This is a genomic window from Hypericibacter adhaerens, assembly GCF_008728835.1.
GTDB lineage: Bacteria > Pseudomonadota > Alphaproteobacteria > Dongiales > Dongiaceae > Hypericibacter > Hypericibacter adhaerens.
Window position 1 is genome coordinate 41,185 of record NZ_CP042582.1, and the last position, 17,549, is coordinate 58,733.

Below are 17,549 nucleotides of genomic sequence, written 5' to 3' on the forward strand. Positions count from 1 at the left end.
CCCCTACCGCGATCGGCCTCTTGCGGCGCGCCCCGGTCTGGTCTTTCCTGGCAGCATCATGACCGCCGACAATTCCCTGGTTTCGGGACGTGCGGGCCGCGTGCTGGGCCGGCGCGACAGTGCCGCCCCCGCGGTCGGCGGCCGGGTCCGCCGCGGCACGCTCAACACGATCCGCTGGGTCGCGATCCTGGGTCAGCTCGCGGCCCTGTTCTTCACCCATTTCGGTCTGGGCTACGAGCTGCCGCTGGGCTGGGCGCTCTGCGCGGTCGCGGCCTCGGCGCTGGTCAATCTCTGGGCCAGCCGCGGCGGCCGCGCCTCCTCGCGACTGTCCGACCGGGAGGCGGCGCTCTATCTGGGCTTCGACCTGGTGGAGCTGGTGGCGCTGCTCTACCTCACCGGCGGCCTCAACAACCCGTTCGCGATCCTGATCCTGGCGCCGGTGACGGTCTCGGCCGCGACCCTGTCGCGCGCCACCACCGCCGTGCTGGCCGTTCTCGCCGTGATCGCCGTGGTGCTGCTGTCGTTCTGGCATCTGCCGCTGCCCTGGCCGACGCCGGGCTTCACGCTCGAGCCCGTCTTCATCCTGGGCCTGGCCGCGGCCCTGGGGCTGTCGACCTTGTTCCTCGGCATCTACGTCTTCAGCGTGGCGGAGGAGGCGCGGCGCATGTCCCACGCGCTCTCCGCGACGCAGATGGCGCTCGATCGCGAGCAGCAGGTCTCGGCCCTGGGCGCGCTCGCCGCCGCGGCCGCCCACGAGCTCGGCAGCCCGCTCGGCACCATCGCCGTGGTGGCGAAGGAGCTGGCGCACGATCTGCCGCCCGACAGTCCCTTCAAGGAAGACGTGCAGCTCCTCTTGAGCCAGAGCGAGCGCTGCCGCGCCATCCTCGCCAGCCTCGCCGCCAAGCCCGATGTGGGCGGCGGCACGCCCTTCGACAGCGTCGGGATCAAGCAGCTCGTGGAGACGGCGGCGGCTCCGCATCGCCGCCACGAGGTGGACCTGCGGATCCAGGAACTGGTGCTCAACAGCGACGGCAGCACCGCCGCTCCCAAGGTGCCGCGCCGGCCCGAGATCCTGCATGCGCTGGGCACCCTGCTGCAGAACGCGATCGAGTTCGCCCGCAGCCAGGTCGAGGTCAAGGCGCTCTGGCGGGACGGGGCGCTCAGCCTCACCATCGCCGATGACGGACCGGGCTTCCCCTCGGACCTGCTCGGCCATCTGGGCGAGCCCTATCTCTCCGGGGGAGACCAGGGACGCGGCGGCGAGCATATGGGCCTGGGCATCTTCATCGCCGAGACCCTGCTGGCGCGGACCGGCGCCAAGGTCAGCCTCGCCAATCGACGCGAGGGGGGCGCTCAGGTTACCATCGAATGGCCGCGCGGTCCGCTGGCAGACGCGGATTGAGGGCCGGCGCCGATTTTCGTCCGGACGCCCGACCGTCCGTCCCCTAGGAGTTCAGGTCATGACCGACAAGCCTGTAGCCACCGACAAGCCCGCCGCCGATGCGCCGGCCGGGGAGCGCACGCTGCTCCTGGTCGATGACGACGGTCCGTTCCGCCAGCGCCTGGGGCTGGCGATGGAGCGGCGCGGCTATGACGTGGCGCAGGCCGACAGCGTCGCCGCCGGCATCGCCGCGGCCAAGGCGAGGCCGCCGCTCTTCGCGGTGGTCGATCTCAGGCTCGGCGACGGCTCGGGCCTCGATGTGGTGACGGCCCTGCGCGAGGCGCGGCCGGAAACGCGGATCGTGGTGCTGACCGGCTACGGCAATATCGCGACCGCGGTCGCGGCGGTGAAGCAGGGCGCGCTCGACTACCTGCCCAAGCCCGCCGATGCGGACGCCGTCGAGGCCGCGCTGCAGCAGCAGGGCGACGCGCTGCCGCCGCCGCCCGAGCAGCCCATGACCGCCGACCGCGTGCGCTGGGAGCATATCCAGCGCGTGTTCGAGCAGTGCGACCGCAACGTGTCGGAGACGGCGCGCCGCCTGCGCATGCATCGGCGCACGCTCCAGCGCATCCTGCAGAAATACGCGCCGAGGACGTGACCCTAGGGGCGCTCGCGCGAGCGCTCTTATGGTCATGCTGACGAAGGTCAGCATCCACGAACACCGACGGTCGGTGTCCAGGCCGGATCGTCGGGTGTTCAGGGATGCCGGTCTGAAGCCGGCATGACGTCTTGGGTTAGGACGCCGCGCGCTGGGTGGGCGCGGCAGCCGCTGCCGGTGCGGCGGCGGCTCCGCCGGCGACGCGGGCGCGCATCAGGGCGTCGAAATGATGGCCCTGATACATGGTGATGCCGAGCTTCTGGCCCAGCTCGAGGCAGGCCTCGTTCTCGCAGCGCGAGAGGATGACGCGGTCGCGGCCGATGCGCTCGATCGCCTCCTGCACGTCGTGCGCCACCTTGTTGTCGAGATTGGTGGAGAGGTCGGGCGTCCATTCGAGCTTGACCAGATCGACGCCGAGCCGCTCGCGGTCCACGAGCGGCATGAGCAGCGGCTTCACCCCGTCGACGCAGATCTTGTAGCCGCGCTCCTTGAGCCATTCGCGCGCGAACATGTAGGAACCCGGATCGGCATAGATGTCGATCTGCTGCAGCTCGATGACGGCGGCGCTGGCGCGCTCGGCGCCGACCACGCGATCGAACTCCTGGAATTCCGGGGAGAGCACGGTCGCCACATTGAGGTTGAGCGAGAAGCCGCGCTTGGGATCGATCTCGCCCTTGCTCTTGAGCAGCGACAGGACGCGCTGGTCGAGCAGGCGGGTCAGGTGCTGGAACAGCCAGCGGTCGGCGGCGATGTCGACGCCCGGCATCACCGCGCGGCCCAGCTCGCCGATCGAGACGAAGATCTCGAGCAGGAGCGGCTCGATCTGGCGGTTCTCGATCGCGAGGCAGATCGGCTGGCGGCGGACCAGCGGCGAAAGATCGGCGGTGGCGATGGTCTGCTCGATCTGGCCCAGGCGGCGCGGATCGAGCGGCTCGGCCTGCGGCTTGGGCTTCGGGCGCTGCGTGGCCTCGGCCCGGCGCTGGGTCAGCGCCGTTTCCGCCGCCTTCTTCAGCTCGGCCCAGTCGGTCTCGAGGTTGAACCAGGTGCAGAACTTGTCTTCCTGCGTGCCGGCCATGCTCAGCAGCGGATCGAGGCTGAAGAGATAGCGCAGCCGCGTGACCGGCTCCTCGATCTCCTCGATCGTGGCGCCCTTGGTGATGAAGACATGGTCGCCGGAGGCAAGCCGGAACAGCGCGCTCTCGTGCTTCTTCGACAGCTTGTCGAAGCAGGAGGCGGCGATGCGGAAATGATGCTCGCGCCGGTTATAGGGCCGCAGCTCCGACAGATGCACGATGATCGCGCGCCGCCCCTCGGCGAAGCGCTCGAGCCGGACCACGTAATCGAGGAGCGCCTGCTCCTGATCCACGGTTTTGCCATCTCGCATGCGATCGTTCATGGTCTCTCTCGGTTTCTTCCGGCGCCGGTCCCGCTCGGGATCAGGCCGGACGGTGCAGCCACCAGCCCGTATCGTTGACCGAATAGACGGGCTTGTAATGCTTGATGCTCGATGCCGGCACGACCTTCTGGATCTGGTTGTCCAGCACCATCGGCGTGCCGTCGACATAGACGACCAGGATGGCATGGCCGAGGCCGAGATTGAGGTCGTTGAGGGCGACGATGCGCATCTGGTCGGTCGACACGCCGGAATCGCGCAAGGCATAGAACTTGGCGATCGCGTAATCCTCGCAGTCCCCGTTCTTGCGCAGGAACTCGAACGGCGTCGCCCAGTAGTCGGGCTTGCCCCAGTTCACCTGGTCGAGAATGTAGGGATGCGCGTTCATGATGCTGTTGATCGTCCTGAGCTTGGTCTTGAGGTCCTGGTCCTTCGCCTGGGCGACGATGTTCTTCCAAAGCTTGGTGTTGCAGAGATTGGCGGGGCAACCCTGCAGCTCCTTGGCGAACCGATCCATCACGCCGGTCCATTTCGGGAACTGCTTGAGGCTGGTGCCGTGGAGCTCCTTGGTTCCGAAGAAGGACGGGGTGAAACCCGCCGCCTCGGCCGCTGGTCCGACGACCAACGACCAGAACGCCATGCCAATCACGAGGAGGGCGACCGCTTCGCGCCCAACCCGACGGACCCCTGCATTCATGACCGAACACCCCGGTTTGCACCGATCGAGGCCCGTTCAATCCTTACCGGGCGATCATCGGCCTTAGCTTGAAGGGACGTGCTTAACGTGTGCTTAATTGCTAGAACTCTAATCGAATAGTGAAAAGATTGTCCGCAACCGGCTGGTTGATTCCCTGATGCGGCCCTACATTGCCCCTCGAGATTTTCCAACTAGGGCAATGATGGCGCCCTTCCAGGGCGGCAGCCAGGGTTGCCGTTATGTTCGCGCTGCCGGCCAGGGGTGCTCATAGGGCCGCCGGCGGAGATTTAGGGAGACGTTCCTTGTCAGACATCGAAGAAAGAGCCGCCCGGCAGCGCCGCAAGGCGGGCGTGACCCTTGCGATCGGTTTGATCGTGCTGGCGGCGGTCGCGGCCATCGGTGTTTTCCTGGTCCTGCGCTTCGTGGAGAATCAGCGCCAGCAGGATCTGCTCGCCTGGCAGACGCGGCTCAGCATCGTCGCCGACAGCCGCAAGGCCGATATCGAGGGCTGGGTCACGCGCCAGCTCGACGATGTCTCGAGCCTCGCCAACAACGCCTCCCTGCAGCTCTACATGGCCCAGCTCCTGATGGGCGGCTCGCAGGAGGAGAACGGCGGCGACAATAGCGGCGGCGGCGACAACAGCGGCGAGACGCCGTTCGAGGCCGACTATCTGAGCAATCTCCTGACGGTGGCGGCGGAGCGCGACGGGTTCGCGGCGCCCAAGCCGACCGAGGTCAATGCCAATGTCGCGTTGCCGGCGGTGGCGGGCATGGCGCTGGTCGACAAGGACGGCAAGGTGCTGGTCGCCACCGCAGGCATGCCGCCGATCGAGGGGGCGCTCAAGGATTTCGTTCTCAACCTGAAGCCCGGCACGCGCGGCGTGATGGATGTCTTCATCGACGCCACCGGCGAGCCGGCGATGGGCTTCGCGGCCCCGGTCTATGGCGTGCAGGCGGACACGACCTCGCAGGCGCTGGGCCTGGTGGTCGGCGTGAAGCAGGTGGCCAAGGAGCTCTTCCCGCTGCTGCGCCAGCCCGGCGAAAGCCTGAGCACGGCCCGCGCGCTTCTGGTGCGCAAGGTCGACGAGGACACGGTCGAATATATCTCCCCGCTCGAGGACGGCACGCCGCCCCTGGGTCTGCGGCTCAGCAAATCCACGCCTCAGCTCGATGCGGCCATGGCGGTCACGGTCGCATCGGGGTTCGCCATCAGGCTCGATCATTCCGGCCGGGAAGTGCTGGCCGCGACGCGCGGCGCCTTCCGCGACGTGCCCTGGGCCCTGATCTACGAGGTGGAGCGCAAGGAAGCGCTCGCCGACAGCGATGCCCGCGCGACGCGCCTCCTGGTCATGCTGCTGCTGGCGGTGGCCCTCGTGGCGGCCGCCCTGCTCGCCGCCTGGTGGCTCATCTCCTCGCGGCGCTATGCGGAATCGGCCGAACGGCATCGCGCCACCGCCGAGCGGCTCGAAGCGCAGCGCCGATTGCTGCGCCTCGTCACGGACAGCCAGCCGACCGAGATCGCGATCTTCGACGCCGACAACAAATACCGCTTCGCCAACAAGGCGGCCGCCACGCGCGGCGGCCTGGCGCCGGAGGATCTCGTCGGCAAGCCGGTCGAGAACGTGCTCGGGCCCGCGGCGGCCGAGCCGATCGAGGCGCTCAACAAGAAGGCGCTCGAGAGCAATCAGCTGGTCGAGGAGACCCGCAAGCTCACCTCGGGCCGCGTGGTGCATTCCATGCATGTGCCGGTGCCGGCCGGCCCCGGCGAGCCGCCGGGCGTGCTGGTGACGAACGAGGATCTGACCGACGCCTTCCGCGAGCGCGAGCGGCGCGAAAGGCTGCAGGATCAGCTGGTCGGCGCGCTGGTGGGCGTGGTCGACCGGCGCGATCCCTTCTCGGCCGAGCATTCGACCCGCGTCGGCAAGCTCGCCCGCGAGATTGCGACCGAGATGGGGCTGACGCCGGTGCAGATCGCCACCGCCCAGACCGCGGGCCAGCTCATGAATTTGGGCAAGATCCTGATCGACCCCGCGCTGCTCACCAAGGGCGGCGATCTCAGCGAGGACGAGCGCCAGCAGATCCGCCGGGCCATGCTGGCCTCGGGCGACCTGCTGCAGGGCGTCGAGTTCGACGGGCCGGTGTCGGAGACCTTGCGCCAGTCGCTCACGCGCTGGGACGGCACCGGCGTTCCCGCCGGCCTCAAGGGCGAGGACATCCTGCCCACGGCCCGCGTCATCACGGTCGCCAACGCCTTCGTCGGCATGATGAGCGCCCGCGCCCATCGTTCGGCGCTCTCGGTCGACGAGGCGATCAACGCCGTCATGCGCGATGTCGGCAAGGCCTTCGACCGGCGCGCCGTGGCGGCGCTGGTCAACTACATGGACAATCGCGGCGGGCGCGCCGAATGGGAGCAAGGAGCGAGCGCAACCTGATCCCGGTCCCTGAGCTTCCGGCCGGTCGGCGCATCTACGCGATCGGCGACGTGCATGGCCGTGCCGACCTGCTGGCGCAGATCCATCGCCGGATCGAGATCGACCTGGATCTCCATCCGGTATCGGATCCGCTGCTGGTCTGCCTCGGCGACTATGTCGATCGCGGCGCCGATTCGGCGGGCGTGATCGATCTGCTGCTGAAGCCGGCGCCCGGCGGCATCCCGCGCGTCGCGCTCATGGGCAATCACGAGGCGCTGATGCTGCGGTTCCTCACCGACGAGAGCGCCGCCCCGGTCTGGTTCGCCAATGGCGGCGATGCGACGCTCGACAGCTACGGCGTCGATCCGATGCTGTCCTACGACCGGGCCCGCCGCGAGCTCCAGCGCCGTCTGCCGCGCCGCCACCGGGAGCTGCTGGAATCCCTGCCGCTCAGCCATGAGGAGGGCGATTACTTCTTCGTTCATGCCGGCGTCAGGCCGGGCGTCGAGCTGGGGCTGCAACGGCGCGAGGACCTGCTCTGGATCCGCGGCGAGTTCCTCCATTCCGAGGCCGACCATGGCAAGGTCGTGGTGCATGGCCATTCGATCTCGGCCGAGCCGGAGCTGCGGGCGAACCGGATCGGGATCGATACCGGGGCCTATGCCTCGGACCGGCTCACCTGCCTGGTGCTGGAGGGGCGCCGGCAGACCTTTTTTGCCACCTGAGCGCCGCTTCCTTGCCACCGCTTGCCGACCGGCGGGAGTGATACAAGGTCGGTCCGCCGGCCAGACCCTTGGAAAGACGGCCTTTAACCGGGCGACAAGGTCGGGCTGCTAACAGTGACCGCCAGGGCCAAGGGGAGTTCTCGATCATGATGCTGCGCAAGCGCGTACTCGTCACCGGCGGGGCCGGGTTCCTGGGCTCGCATCTGTGCGAGCGCCTGTTGCGCGAGGGCGCCGACGTGCTCTGCGTCGACAACTTCTTCACCGGCACCAAGGACAATGTCGCGCATCTGCTGGACAGCCCTAATTTCGAGCTGCTGCGCCACGATGTGACCTTCCCGCTCTATGTCGAGGTGGACGAGATCTACAATCTCGCCTGCCCCGCCTCGCCGATCCACTACCAGCACGATCCCGTCCAGACGACCAAGACCTCGGTCCATGGCGCCATCAACATGCTGGGCCTCGCCAAGCGCCTCAAGGCCAAGGTGTTCCAGGCCTCGACCTCCGAGGTCTATGGCGATCCCGAGGTGCATCCGCAGACCGAGGATTACCGCGGCAACGTCAACCCGATCGGGCCGCGCGCCTGCTACGACGAAGGCAAGCGCTGCGCCGAGACGCTGTTCTTCGACTATTACCGCCAGCACAATCTGCGCATCCGCGTGGCGCGCATCTTCAACACCTATGGTCCGCGCATGCATCCCAATGACGGGCGCGTGGTGTCGAACTTCGTGGTCCAGGCGCTGCGCGGCGAGCCGATCACGATCTTCGGCGAGGGCATGCAGACCCGCGCCTTCTGCTATGTGGACGATCTGATCGAGGGCTTCCTCCGGCTGATGGCGGCGCCCGACGACCTGACCGGTCCCGTCAATCTCGGCAATCCCGGCGAGTTCACCATCCGCCAGTTGGCCGAGATGGTGATCGAGCTGACCGGCTCCAAATCGAAGCTCGTGTTCCATCCGCTGCCGGCGGACGATCCGCAGCAGCGCCGCCCCAACATCAAGCTGGCGCAGGACCGCCTGGGCTGGGAGCCCAAGATCCCGCTGGTGCAGGGCCTGGAAAAGACCATCACCTATTTCGACGGCCTCCTGGCCCGCCTGCCCAACCACGTCTTCCAGCGCTGAGGGCTGTGGCCGCCGCCGGAGTCTGGCGCCGCGCCGATCCGGTCAGCGGTCGAACGCCTCGTAGTGGGTCGCGGTCGGCTCGAGCTCGACCAGATAGTCCTTGTCGAAGGGATAGTATTTCGCCGTTTCGACCGGCGTGCCGGCGAAGCGCTCGATCGCCGCGAGCGAATCCCAGAAGGTCAGCATGTGGAAATGGGCGAGATCGCCCTCGATGCGCCGCAGCGCATAGGCCCCCTTGTTGCCGGGCGTGGATTTGTAGTCGGACAGCGCCACGTCGCGCATGAGCTTGAGGTAGCTGTCGGCTTTGGCGACCGGGGTTGCGCCATGCCAGATGCGAACGATCATCGCCCTGTCTCCCGCTGCTGTTGACGGCTGGGTAGCCTTCGGCCCCTCGCAACGCCTCATCCTCCCGGATGGTTCCGTCGCGTGGCATCTCGATGTCTAGTTAGGGACCGCCCCGTGGGATTCGAGGGGGTGCCCGGGGTCGCGCCGGTTCAGCCGCGCGCCTTCGCTTCCAGCCGCGCCATGAACTTCGCGTCATCGACGATGAAGCGCTCGTGATGGCCCCTGCCGATCACGTCCTTGTCGTCGCGGGCTTCGACCTTGAAGCGCAGGCGCCGGCCCTCGACCGCCACGAGCTCGATCTCGCAGGTCACGGTCATGCCGATCGGGGTTGCCGCCTCGTGGCTGAGATCGACATGCGTGCCGACCGTGCGCTGGCCGGGTTCGAGATGGGGAGCGAGCGCCGCGACGCAGGTCTCCTCGACGAACCCCACCATGAAGGCGGTGGCGAAAACCGGCGGCATGTCGTGGAAATGCGGGAAGGCCGGCGAGACCGCCGGCACGGTCAAGGCCCGATCGATCTTGACGCTCTCGCGATGACGCAAGCCGACAGGGGGCACGGGCATGGGCGTCGGTCCTTCCCCAGGCGCTGCTATTTGGCGAAATCGAGATTGGCGGGGTTGCTGCCGCAGACCAGGACCGCCACGTGCTCGCCCGCGCGCGGGCGATAGCGGCCCGAGAGCAGGCTGGCGAAGGCGGCGGCCCCGCCCGGCTCGGCCGCCAGCCGCAGCACGCGCCAGAGCGCCGTCTGCGCCTGCGCGATGGCCTCGTCGGGGACCAGCACCACGCGCTCCACGTGGCGCTGGGCGATCGGAAACATGAGCTGCCCCACGCGGCGCGGCGCCAGCGAATCGGCGGCGATGCCGCCGGCCTCGGCGTCGACCGGCTCGCCCGCTTCGAGCGCACGATAGAGCGTGGGCGCCGTCTCGGGCTCGACGCCGACGATCCTGACCCGTCCGCCGAACCAGGCCGCGATGCCGCCGATGAGCCCGCCGCCGCCCACGGCCACCAGCAGCGTGTCGATCTGCGGCGCCTGTTCCTCGATCTCCTTGCCCACGCTGCCCTGGCCAATCAGCGTCTCGACCTGGTCGTAGGCATGGATGGGAAGCGCGCCGCTTTGCGCCACCCAGGCCTCGCTCCGGGCCAGCGCATCGGCATAGCGCTCGCCGCCGACCACGAGATCCGCGCCATAGGAGCGGATGCGCTCGATCTTGGCGGGCGAGGCGACGCTGGGCACGAAGATCTTGGCCGGCACGCCGCGCTTCATCGCGGCATAGGCGACAGCGGCGCCGTGATTGCCGCCCGAAGCCGCGACCACGCCGGCTGCCGGCACCTCGCGGAGCAGGAGGTTGGCGAAGGCGCCGCGCGGCTTGAAGGAGCCGGTATGCTGCAGGAGCTCGAGCTTGAGCTCGAGGGAACCGATATCGAGGCCGAAATCGGCGCTCTCCACGCGCATCATCGGCGTGCGTCGGATATGGGGCGCGATCAGCGAAGCCGTGGTCGCGATCCGATCGCGGCCGATCGTCCAGTTGTCCTTGTCCGTCATCGGGTCCGTTTGGAAATAGGGTTCGGGAAACGCCGCCCGATCCTACAATGTCAGCTCCCAGGTTTCGCCGACAAGATCGTGGCCGAAGCTGCGATGCGGCTCCGACTTGATCAGCCGGAAGCCGAAACTCTCATAAAGCTTCCGGGCGGCGGTGAGGTTGCTGTTGGTCCAGAGCCGGACCCGGCGATAGCCGCGGTCCCGCGCGAAGGCGAGGCATTCCTCGACCAGCCGCCGCCCCAGCCCCAGGCCGCGGGCGGAAGGTTCGACCAGCAGCATGCGCAGCTTGGCGATGGTCGCCGTTTCCTGCACGAGGAAGACCGAGCCCAGGATCTCGCCCCGGCGCTCGGCGATCCAGCAGCGCTCGCGCGCCGGATCGAAGTTCTTGACGAAGCCGGCCACGATCTCCGCCACCAGCGCTTCGAAAGTCCCGTCCCAGCCATATTCGGCGGCATAGAGCGCGCCGTGACGATGCGCCACCCAGCCCATGTCGCCCGGCCGGTGCGGGCGCAGGACGATGTCGGCGGCGGCCTCCGCCTCGCCATCGTGGGCGTCCAGCATGCTCTCGATCTGCCGCATGGCGGTCTCGAGCCGGCCTCGATCCGGCTCCGACAAAGGCTCGAGCAGGCCCGCGATCTGGCGGCGGGTGACGCGATCGAGGCCGGCGAAGGTCTTGCGGCCCTTGGCGGTGAGGCTCAGATGACGCTGGCGCGCATCTTCGGCCGAGGCCGCGCGCGACAGCAGCCCCTGCTTCTCGAAGCCGCGCAGGATGCGGCTCAGATAGCCGGGATCGAGGCCCAGCGCCTCGGCCAGGTCTGAGGCCGTGGGCCGGTTGCGATGGGCCAGCTCGTAGAGGATCCGCGCCTGGGTCAGGGTGAAGGGGCTGTCCAGGAGCCCCTCGCCCAGCACGCCGATCTTGCGGGTGTAGAAGCGGTTGAAGCGGCGCACCGCCTGGACGCGGCGATCGAGATCGGCCGAAAGCGCCATGGGAAGGTCTCCGGGAAGGGCAGGGGCCCATTCTCGGCAAAATAGTTGACTGAGTCAACTATGGGGGCAGACGGCGGCGCCCGCGTCCGGCGCGTCCAGCGCGCGGGTCATGATCGTGTTGGCGCGCTTCTTCACATAGGGCCCGGGATTGACCGCCGACCATTCGTCGGGGTTGGGCAGCACCGAGGCAAGCAGGGCCGCCTGGTAGCGCGTGAGCTCGCCGGCGCTCTTCTTGAAGAAGCGCTGCGAGGCGGCCTCGGCGCCATAGGTGCCCGGACCGAACTCGATCACGTTGAGATAGACCTCCATGATCCGCTGCTTGCCCCAGACGAGCTCGATCAGCAGGGTGAAATAGGCTTCGAGCCCCTTGCGGACCCAGTGGCGGCCCGGCCAGAGGAAGACGTTCTTCGCGGTCTGGTTGGAGATGGTGGAGCCGCCGCGCAGGCGGCTGGAGCCCGCCTCGATCTTGTCCCAGGCGGCCTGGATCGAGGCCCAGTCGAAGCCGTGATGCTCGCAGAAATGCGCGTCCTCCGCCGCGATCACGCTGCGGATGAGATGGGGCGAGATGCGGTCGATCGGGACCCAGTCCTTGTGGATGCCGCGGCCCTCGAGGAGACCGCCGATCATGAGGATGGTGATGGGCGGCGGCAGGGTCGCGTAGACGACCGTCAGGATGACCGAGAGGCCGAAGAAGCCCGCGCCCAGCCGCAGCAGCCAGAGCCAGATCCGGCCCGGCAGCGAGCGGCGCTGCCGTCCGGCGGGCGATGGAGTCGCGAGGCCGGATCCCGGCGTCACGGCCCCGTCTCGTGGATCGACCTCTCCATCTCCCAAGGCGCTGCCGGCTCCCGCTGCTCCCAGCCGCAATCTACCGGCCTGACGCGGGCTCTGCCAACATGCTAGCGGAAAGCGCGGGCCACGGTTGCCGCCATGGACAAGACCCGAGGGGCTCGGGCAGAGTCGCGGCACCCATGGCACTCCCCGATCCCGAAATCGCGCTGAAGCTGGCGCGCGGCGTCAGCCGCTTCCTCGAGAATCTGGGCTACGGCACCGTGACCGAGTTCTCGCTCGCCACCGGCCGGCGCGCCGACGTGTTCGGCGTGAACGAGCGCGGCGAGACCGTCATCGTCGAGGTCAAGAGCTCGCCGGTCGATTTCCTGACCGACGGCAAATGGCCCGAGTACCGCGAATTCTGCGATTACTTCTATTTCGCGGTGGCGGTCGATTTCCCGCGCGAGATCCTCCCGGAAGAATGCGGGCTGATCGTCGCCGACGCCTATGGCGCCGAGATCCTGCGGGCGAGCGACCTGGTCTCGCTCAATGCCAGCCGGCGCAAGGCGCTCCTGCTGCGCTTCGCCCTCACCGCGAGCCAACGCCTGCGCCGACTGCTCGATCCCGATCTCTGACGGCGCTATCCCGGCTTTTGCGGCGTCTCGGCCGCACGGTCGAGCAGCGCGATCACCTCGCGATCGTCCATCTGGTGGAAATCGGCGTAGAAATAGCCGATCGCGCCGAAGCCTTCGGGCTGCGTCAGGGCGACGACCTCGTCGCAGTCGCGCGCCAGATCGGCGACTGTTTCAGGAGGCGCCACCGGCACCGCCAGCACGAGGCGCGCCGGATTCTGACGGCGCACCGCATGGAGGGCCGCGCGCGCCGTGGCCCCGGTCGCGATCCCGTCATCCACCAGGATCGCGGTCTTGCCCTTGAGGCCCGGATGCGGGCGGTCCTTCAGATAGAGCCGGCGCCGGCGCGCGATCTCGGCGAGCTCGCGTTTCGCCGCCCGGTCCACATAGTCCGCCGGCAGATCGAGCGCCGCTGCCACATCCTCGTTGACGACGATCTCGGGATGCTCGCCATCGACCACGGCACCGACCGCGAGCTCCGGTTGCGAGGGCGCGCCGATCTTGCGCACCAGCACCAGATCGAGCCCGCAGCCCAGCGCCCGGGCGATCTCACAGCCGACGGCGACGCCGCCGCGCGGCAGCGCCAGCACCACAGGGTCCTGCCGCCGGAACTTCTCGAGCGCCGCCGCCAGCTGGCGCCCGGCATCCTGCCGATCGATGAAACGCATGGGATGCCCCCGATGTCTTCGTCCCGGCACGAACCGGGGCGGAAAGAGATACCGAAACCGGACTCAATTCCTCGTCCCGCCCCCGCGTCAATGCGTTGACCTGAATCAAAGCGCCAAACCCGGCGGCCCGGCGAAATAAACGTGTGGCGGGGCAGGCGCTTCCCGGAAACGGGCCGGTGCCGTTGAAGCCCCGGGGTGGGACAACCATGTAAAAATCATGGGTCTCGCTTTGGTGGAGCGGCCAGGGGAGGACAGGCAATGCCGGGACTGAAGCCCAAGGACATCCGCGAGATCGTCGGCGAGATCGACGATCAGCGCGTCACCGAAATCCTGGCCCTGGAGCCGACCGCGGCCGAGCTCGCAGAGGCGGCGGCTTGGCTCTCGGACGATGACGCGCAGCGCCATGAAGCGGCGGCCCTGCCCGCCGGGCGCGTGGCGCAGATCTGCGAGATCCTGGCCGCCGACGAGATGGAAGAGGAGGACCGGCGCTCCTGAGGGAGCGGCTTCGCCTGGGGACGCGCGCCGGCGAGGATCGCGTCGCCCGCAAGATCGAGTTCCGCGTCATGAGAGGATCCCCGATGAGAGAAACGACAGAGTTGCCCTCGCTCACGATCAGCTATCGCAATCTCGATCCTTCGCCCGCGCTCGAGACCGAGGTCCGCCGGCGCTTCGACAAGCTGATGAAGCTCGGACGCGAGCGGTTGATCGCCTGCCATGTGGTGATCTCGGCCCCCAACCGGCGGCGCCAGCAGGGCAAGCTCTATTCGGTCAATCTGCGCCTCGAGCTGCCGCGCGGCAGCCTGCCCGTGAATCGCAATCCGCCGCTCGACCATGCGCATGAGGATGCGCATGTGGCGATTCATGACGCCTTCGACGCGGCGCTGCGCCGGCTGGCCGAATTCCGCCGCCGCTTGAACGGAGAGATCAAAACCCATGCGGCAAAACGTCCGCGCCTGCGCGCCGCGCGCGACAGCCATGCGGACGAGGGAGAGTCCTGAGCTATTGAAAGATTCCAGGGGCGGGTCCAACTCGCTGCATCGACGGCGGTTTTACGGTTCGAGCGGAATTGCACAGCATAGCCGCATGAATTGCTGGGCCGCCGGTTCGAGCTTCGAGATCACCCTTTAATCATTTGGCAAGGCTGGGGGATTCCGTTATCCCCTCCGGCCTCGCGCGTTGCCATTAGAGACCGGACCCGCCCGCCATGCGTCACGCCCGCCAGATCACGCTCGTTCTGCAGGATCGCGACAGCGATGCTCCCGCCGAGCTCGACCTCGACACCATGCAGGAGCTGCTGGCCCAGAAGCCGCTGATCTCCCACACCGACGCCGGTGGCCGCCTGCTGATCTACAGCCTCGACCGCCACCATGAATCGGCCTGCAAGATCGTCCTGCGATCGGCCGCCAACGATCATCAGCCGAAGAAGTAGCCGCGACCGTCGGCCAAGTGCCGCTCTCGCAGCGGAGGAACCGCGGCTCTCCTAATTCTCCGCCCACATCCGCAGCAGGTTCATATGGACCTTGATGAGCTGCTTGGTGTCGGCGGCATCGGGGGCTTCGCGGTTGCGCGTGTCGGCGATCTGCGACAGCTCGTAGAGCAGGTTGCGCTGGTGCGGATCCTTGACCAGGCTCTGGATCCAGAGCACCGCCGCCAGCCGCTCGCCGCGCAGGATCGGCTTGACCTCGTGGTAATAGATCGTCGGATAGAGCACGGCATCGCCCATCGGCAGCTTGGCCGTCTTCACGCCGAACTCGGTCTCGAGCGACAGCTCGCCGCCTTCATAGCTGTCGGGATCGGACAGGAAGATCGTCATCGAGAGATCGATGCGCATGCGGTCCTGCTTGCCCATCACGGCGGCGTCCATGTGCATGCCGTAATGCATGCCGACGCCATAGCGGCTGTAGATCGGCCGCGTGATGGATTTGGGGCGGGCGGCGGCATCGAGCGTCTGGTTGCGGGCCAAGGCCGCCATGACGGTACGGTCGAGCTCGGGCTTGGCCGGAAAGCGGAAATCCAGCTCCTCGTTGGCCTTCCGGTTGCGGCCCAGATTGCCGGCCGAGGACTTGCCGTCCTGGAACTGCCCGCTGCGCAGGGCCGCGACGATCTGCTCGCACTCGGCCGGCGTCAGAACCTGCGGCAACCAGAACAGCATTCCCTTCGCTCCCGTTTCGTCGGCCCGGCCTGACCCGCAGCCTCACCAGCCATTGCCGGTCTGGCCGCGCAACGACATCAGATAGGCGATGATCGAATCCAGCTCCGCCGGTTCCAGCGGCTCCTCGGGCATCGGATCGCGCGGCGCGTGGATATAGCTGCGGAAATAGGCCGCGTCGCGATTTTCCTGATGCGCCGCCTGCCAGAAGCTCGGCGCCTTGAATTCCTCCTCGCCGGTCTCGGTCTCGATCAGGACCGGCGGCGGGATCGCCTGCTCGAAGGCGACGCGATGGCAGCCCGCGCAATATTTGCGTGCGAGGGCCTGGCCGCGGGCGGCGGGATCCTCGTCGGCGCGGGCAACGGGACCGGAGGCCAGCGCGAGGCCGAGCAGGACTCCGGACAGCAGAACAACGGACAGACGCAAACGGGGTCTCCAGCATTCCCGACGGGCGCTCAACAGAGCATCCGGCGCGTGACCTTGTCCAGAGACCGTGGGAAAGGCCCTCAAGGGCCTGCTGTCTCGCCCAGCGCGCGACGCGCGTTGGCGAGGGTCCGGTCGGGCGCGCCGCCCGCATCGACGCGGTGCCAATCCAGGGGCCCTGCCTCGTAGCTCTGCTGGCGGCGCACCACGGCAACATTGGCGTCCGAGGCATCGCGTTCCCGCCGGGCCACCCGGTTCTCGAGCAGGGTCGCCGGCGCCTCGAGCCAGAGGCCGGCGAAATCCACGCCGGCCTCGCCCGCGATCGCCGCGATGGCGGCGCGTTCCCCGGCGCGCGCGAAGACGGCATCGGCGATCACGCTGCGGCCCGCGCGCAAGGCCTGCAGCGCCGCCTGGCCCAGGGCGGCATAGACCTGGCTCGTGACCTCGCCCCGATAGGCGCTCTCCGGCAGACGGGTCTCGGGCTCGACCCCCATGAGCCGCTTGCGGATCATGTCGCTGCGCAGCACGCGGGCACCGGGTGCCGGGGCCCAGCTTGGGGCCAGCCCATAGGCCAGCGTCGATTTGCCGGTGCCGGACAAGCCGCCGATGGCGACGAGCTTCGGCTTCGCCGGCTGCAGCAGCCGGATCGCGAGATCGAGATAGGCCTGAGATTGCGCTTTCGAGAGGGCGGCCTTCGGCGTCTCGCCCTGCCGCTCGGCGGTCGAAGCGGAGACATGGGCGCGGATCACCGCCCGCACCGCCATGAACAAGGGGAGGGCCGCCTGGCCTTCCTCGCCACCGCCGCGGTCGAGATAGCGATTGCAGACACGGTTCGCGAGCCCGCGCGCATCGCGATGCTCGAGATCCATCAGCAGGAAGGCCAGGTCATAGAGCAGGTCGATGGTGGCGAGATCTTCCGAGAACTCGATCGCGTCGAACAGCGTCGGCCTGCCTTCCCAAAGGCAGATGTTGCGCAGATGAAGATCGCCATGGCAGCGCCGCACCAGGCCGGCCTCGGCGCGGGCGTCGAGCAGCGGGCGCAGCGATCGCAGGGCCGTGTCGCAGAGCCTGTTCATCCCGTCGATCTTGCCGGGATCCAGCGTGCCCGCGGCCCGGGCCCGTTCGAGCTCGCCGAGATTGCCCGCCATCACGCGGCCGAAGCGCGCAGCGCCCCCGCTCGTCGCCGCCGGCGGGAGCGATTGGTGGAACTGCCAGATGATGTCGGCCAGATCCTGCATCAGGGCGGGCGTGAGCCGGCCCTCTTCCGCCATCCGGCCGAACAGCAGGCCCTGGTCGAAGCGCCGCATCTCGATCGCCCAGTCGAGCGTCTCGCCCGCGCCGTCGAAGCGAAGCCGTCCGTCGGCCTCGCGGGTGATCTTGCGGATCCCGAGATAGATCCCGGGTGCCGTGCGCCGGTTGATGGCGAGCTCGGTGCGGCAGGACTGCTCGCGCAGCGCCAGGGTGGAGAAATCGAGATAGGCGAAGCGCACGGCGCGCTTGAGCTTGAAGGCTCGCTCGCCGGCGAGGAACACCGAGGCGACATGGGTGTCGATGCGCTCGACCCTTTGCCCCGGCGGCAGGCCGTAGCTCTGAGGCTCGGCGAGGAAGTCGATGACGGGCTGCTGCGGCTCGGACATCCCCGACCTTGGCGCGG

The 17,549-nt window shown here is 68.3% G+C and carries 20 protein-coding genes; 9 read left to right on the forward strand and 11 right to left on the reverse strand.

Annotation, left to right across the window (positions count from 1 at the left end; translation table 11 throughout):
* Positions 1 to 58: 58 nt before the first annotated feature.
* Together FRZ61_RS00190 and FRZ61_RS00195 are read left to right on the forward strand one after the other, a co-directional pair.
* Complete coding sequence (locus FRZ61_RS00190) at positions 59 to 1,402, forward strand: ActS/PrrB/RegB family redox-sensitive histidine kinase (RefSeq protein ID WP_151114391.1); 1,344 nt, start codon at positions 59 to 61, stop codon at positions 1,400 to 1,402.
* Between the two features lie 58 nt (positions 1,403 to 1,460).
* Positions 1,461 to 2,039, forward strand: a complete 579-nt coding sequence (locus FRZ61_RS00195) for an ActR/PrrA/RegA family redox response regulator transcription factor (RefSeq protein WP_151114392.1) — start codon at positions 1,461 to 1,463, stop codon at positions 2,037 to 2,039.
* A 136-nt stretch (positions 2,040 to 2,175) separates the two neighbouring features.
* Here the strand turns inward: FRZ61_RS00195 and FRZ61_RS00200 are convergent, their stop codons facing one another.
* On the reverse strand, positions 2,176 to 3,423 hold the full coding sequence (locus tag FRZ61_RS00200) for an EAL domain-containing protein (RefSeq protein WP_191909218.1): 1,248 nt from the start codon (positions 3,421 to 3,423) through the stop codon (positions 2,176 to 2,178).
* A gap of 52 nt (positions 3,424 to 3,475) precedes the next feature.
* A complete protein-coding gene (locus FRZ61_RS00205; RefSeq protein ID WP_191909219.1) occupies positions 3,476 to 4,072 on the reverse strand; it encodes a transglutaminase-like cysteine peptidase in 597 nt (198 codons plus the stop codon).
* A gap of 359 nt (positions 4,073 to 4,431) precedes the next feature.
* Here FRZ61_RS00205 and FRZ61_RS00210 point away from each other — a divergent pair, with 359 nt between their 5' ends.
* The 3 genes from FRZ61_RS00210 (at position 4,432) to FRZ61_RS00220 (ending at position 8,383) form a co-directional block, all read left to right on the forward strand.
* Complete coding sequence (locus FRZ61_RS00210) at positions 4,432 to 6,561, forward strand: HD domain-containing phosphohydrolase (RefSeq protein WP_191909220.1); 2,130 nt, start codon at positions 4,432 to 4,434, stop codon at positions 6,559 to 6,561.
* On the forward strand, positions 6,534 to 7,265 hold the full coding sequence (locus FRZ61_RS00215; RefSeq protein WP_151114396.1) for a metallophosphoesterase family protein: 732 nt from the start codon (positions 6,534 to 6,536) through the stop codon (positions 7,263 to 7,265). The genes FRZ61_RS00210 and FRZ61_RS00215 overlap by 28 nt, the downstream gene beginning before the upstream one ends.
* 146 nt (positions 7,266 to 7,411) lie before the next feature.
* Positions 7,412 to 8,383, forward strand: coding sequence for a UDP-glucuronic acid decarboxylase family protein (locus FRZ61_RS00220; RefSeq protein WP_151114397.1), 972 nt, complete (start codon positions 7,412 to 7,414; stop codon positions 8,381 to 8,383).
* Positions 8,384 to 8,425: 42 nt separating this feature from the next.
* Here FRZ61_RS00220 and FRZ61_RS00225 read toward each other — a convergent pair whose 3' ends face one another.
* The 5 genes from FRZ61_RS00225 to mtgA form a co-directional block, all read right to left on the reverse strand.
* Positions 8,426 to 8,728, reverse strand: a complete 303-nt coding sequence (locus tag FRZ61_RS00225; protein ID WP_151114398.1) for an antibiotic biosynthesis monooxygenase — start codon at positions 8,726 to 8,728, stop codon at positions 8,426 to 8,428.
* Positions 8,729 to 8,877: 149 nt separating this feature from the next.
* Positions 8,878 to 9,291 carry a thioesterase family protein gene (locus tag FRZ61_RS00230; RefSeq protein ID WP_151114399.1) on the reverse strand — a complete coding sequence of 138 codons (414 nt, stop codon included), beginning with the start codon at positions 9,289 to 9,291 and terminating at the stop codon, positions 8,878 to 8,880.
* Positions 9,292 to 9,317: 26 nt separating this feature from the next.
* Positions 9,318 to 10,271, reverse strand: a complete 954-nt coding sequence (locus FRZ61_RS00235) for a threonine/serine dehydratase (protein WP_151114400.1) — start codon at positions 10,269 to 10,271, stop codon at positions 9,318 to 9,320.
* Between the two features lie 42 nt (positions 10,272 to 10,313).
* Positions 10,314 to 11,255 carry a bifunctional helix-turn-helix transcriptional regulator/GNAT family N-acetyltransferase gene (locus FRZ61_RS00240; RefSeq protein WP_151114401.1) on the reverse strand — a complete coding sequence of 314 codons (942 nt, stop codon included), beginning with the start codon at positions 11,253 to 11,255 and terminating at the stop codon, positions 10,314 to 10,316.
* A 54-nt stretch (positions 11,256 to 11,309) separates the two neighbouring features.
* A complete protein-coding gene (gene mtgA, locus FRZ61_RS00245) occupies positions 11,310 to 12,050 on the reverse strand; it encodes a monofunctional biosynthetic peptidoglycan transglycosylase (protein ID WP_225309027.1) in 741 nt (246 codons plus the stop codon).
* Positions 12,051 to 12,223: 173 nt separating this feature from the next.
* On the opposite strand from mtgA, the gene FRZ61_RS00250 reads away from it, so the two are divergent.
* Positions 12,224 to 12,658 carry an MmcB family DNA repair protein gene (locus FRZ61_RS00250; protein ID WP_151114402.1) on the forward strand — a complete coding sequence of 145 codons (435 nt, stop codon included), beginning with the start codon at positions 12,224 to 12,226 and terminating at the stop codon, positions 12,656 to 12,658.
* Between the two features lie 5 nt (positions 12,659 to 12,663).
* On the opposite strand, the gene FRZ61_RS00255 is transcribed toward FRZ61_RS00250, so the two are convergent.
* The gene (locus FRZ61_RS00255; RefSeq protein ID WP_151114403.1) at positions 12,664 to 13,323 is read right to left on the reverse strand and encodes a phosphoribosyltransferase; all 660 of its coding nucleotides are present in this window, start codon (positions 13,321 to 13,323) and stop codon (positions 12,664 to 12,666) included.
* A 258-nt stretch (positions 13,324 to 13,581) separates the two neighbouring features.
* Between FRZ61_RS00255 and FRZ61_RS00260 the strand changes: the two genes are divergently transcribed.
* The 3 genes from FRZ61_RS00260 to FRZ61_RS00270 all read left to right on the forward strand — a co-directional run bounded on the left by FRZ61_RS00260 (position 13,582) and on the right by FRZ61_RS00270 (position 14,752).
* On the forward strand, positions 13,582 to 13,818 hold the full coding sequence (locus tag FRZ61_RS00260) for a hypothetical protein (protein ID WP_151114404.1): 237 nt from the start codon (positions 13,582 to 13,584) through the stop codon (positions 13,816 to 13,818).
* An 83-nt stretch (positions 13,819 to 13,901) separates the two neighbouring features.
* Positions 13,902 to 14,321, forward strand: coding sequence for an HPF/RaiA family ribosome-associated protein (locus FRZ61_RS00265; protein WP_191909221.1), 420 nt, complete (start codon positions 13,902 to 13,904; stop codon positions 14,319 to 14,321).
* A gap of 206 nt (positions 14,322 to 14,527) precedes the next feature.
* Positions 14,528 to 14,752, forward strand: coding sequence for a hypothetical protein (locus FRZ61_RS00270; RefSeq protein WP_151114406.1), 225 nt, complete (start codon positions 14,528 to 14,530; stop codon positions 14,750 to 14,752).
* Positions 14,753 to 14,803: 51 nt separating this feature from the next.
* Here FRZ61_RS00270 and FRZ61_RS00275 read toward each other — a convergent pair whose 3' ends face one another.
* The 3 genes from FRZ61_RS00275 to FRZ61_RS00285 all read right to left on the reverse strand — a co-directional run bounded on the left by FRZ61_RS00275 (position 14,804) and on the right by FRZ61_RS00285 (position 17,532).
* The gene (locus FRZ61_RS00275) at positions 14,804 to 15,475 is read right to left on the reverse strand and encodes a Fe2+-dependent dioxygenase (protein WP_151114407.1); all 672 of its coding nucleotides are present in this window, start codon (positions 15,473 to 15,475) and stop codon (positions 14,804 to 14,806) included.
* A 42-nt stretch (positions 15,476 to 15,517) separates the two neighbouring features.
* The gene (locus FRZ61_RS00280; protein ID WP_191909222.1) at positions 15,518 to 15,898 is read right to left on the reverse strand and encodes a c-type cytochrome; all 381 of its coding nucleotides are present in this window, start codon (positions 15,896 to 15,898) and stop codon (positions 15,518 to 15,520) included.
* A gap of 80 nt (positions 15,899 to 15,978) precedes the next feature.
* Positions 15,979 to 17,532, reverse strand: a complete 1,554-nt coding sequence (locus FRZ61_RS00285) for a bifunctional aminoglycoside phosphotransferase/ATP-binding protein (RefSeq protein ID WP_151114409.1) — start codon at positions 17,530 to 17,532, stop codon at positions 15,979 to 15,981.
* Between the last annotated feature and the right edge of the window lie 17 nt (positions 17,533 to 17,549).

Coding starts and splice junctions, on each gene's coding strand:
- FRZ61_RS00285 (WP_151114409.1), bottom strand. CDS start 17,532: ATGTCCGAGCCGCAGCAGCCCGTCATCGACTTCCTCGCCGAGCCTCAG.
- FRZ61_RS00200 (WP_191909218.1), bottom strand. CDS start 3,423: ATGCGAGATGGCAAAACCGTGGATCAGGAGCAGGCGCTCCTCGATTAC.
- FRZ61_RS00250 (WP_151114402.1), top strand. CDS start 12,224: ATGGCACTCCCCGATCCCGAAATCGCGCTGAAGCTGGCGCGCGGCGTC.
- FRZ61_RS00275 (WP_151114407.1), bottom strand. CDS start 15,475: ATGCTGTTCTGGTTGCCGCAGGTTCTGACGCCGGCCGAGTGCGAGCAG.
- FRZ61_RS00240 (WP_151114401.1), bottom strand. CDS start 11,255: ATGGCGCTTTCGGCCGATCTCGATCGCCGCGTCCAGGCGGTGCGCCGC.
- FRZ61_RS00260 (WP_151114404.1), top strand. CDS start 13,582: ATGCCGGGACTGAAGCCCAAGGACATCCGCGAGATCGTCGGCGAGATC.
- FRZ61_RS00220 (WP_151114397.1), top strand. CDS start 7,412: ATGATGCTGCGCAAGCGCGTACTCGTCACCGGCGGGGCCGGGTTCCTG.
- FRZ61_RS00215 (WP_151114396.1), top strand. CDS start 6,534: ATGGGAGCAAGGAGCGAGCGCAACCTGATCCCGGTCCCTGAGCTTCCG.
- FRZ61_RS00265 (WP_191909221.1), top strand. CDS start 13,902: ATGAGAGAAACGACAGAGTTGCCCTCGCTCACGATCAGCTATCGCAAT.
- FRZ61_RS00225 (WP_151114398.1), bottom strand. CDS start 8,728: ATGATCGTTCGCATCTGGCATGGCGCAACCCCGGTCGCCAAAGCCGAC.
- FRZ61_RS00255 (WP_151114403.1), bottom strand. CDS start 13,323: ATGCGTTTCATCGATCGGCAGGATGCCGGGCGCCAGCTGGCGGCGGCG.
- FRZ61_RS00195 (WP_151114392.1), top strand. CDS start 1,461: ATGACCGACAAGCCTGTAGCCACCGACAAGCCCGCCGCCGATGCGCCG.
- FRZ61_RS00190 (WP_151114391.1), top strand. CDS start 59: ATGACCGCCGACAATTCCCTGGTTTCGGGACGTGCGGGCCGCGTGCTG.
- FRZ61_RS00230 (WP_151114399.1), bottom strand. CDS start 9,291: ATGCCCGTGCCCCCTGTCGGCTTGCGTCATCGCGAGAGCGTCAAGATC.
- FRZ61_RS00235 (WP_151114400.1), bottom strand. CDS start 10,271: ATGACGGACAAGGACAACTGGACGATCGGCCGCGATCGGATCGCGACC.
- FRZ61_RS00205 (WP_191909219.1), bottom strand. CDS start 4,072: ATGGCGTTCTGGTCGTTGGTCGTCGGACCAGCGGCCGAGGCGGCGGGT.
- FRZ61_RS00270 (WP_151114406.1), top strand. CDS start 14,528: ATGCGTCACGCCCGCCAGATCACGCTCGTTCTGCAGGATCGCGACAGC.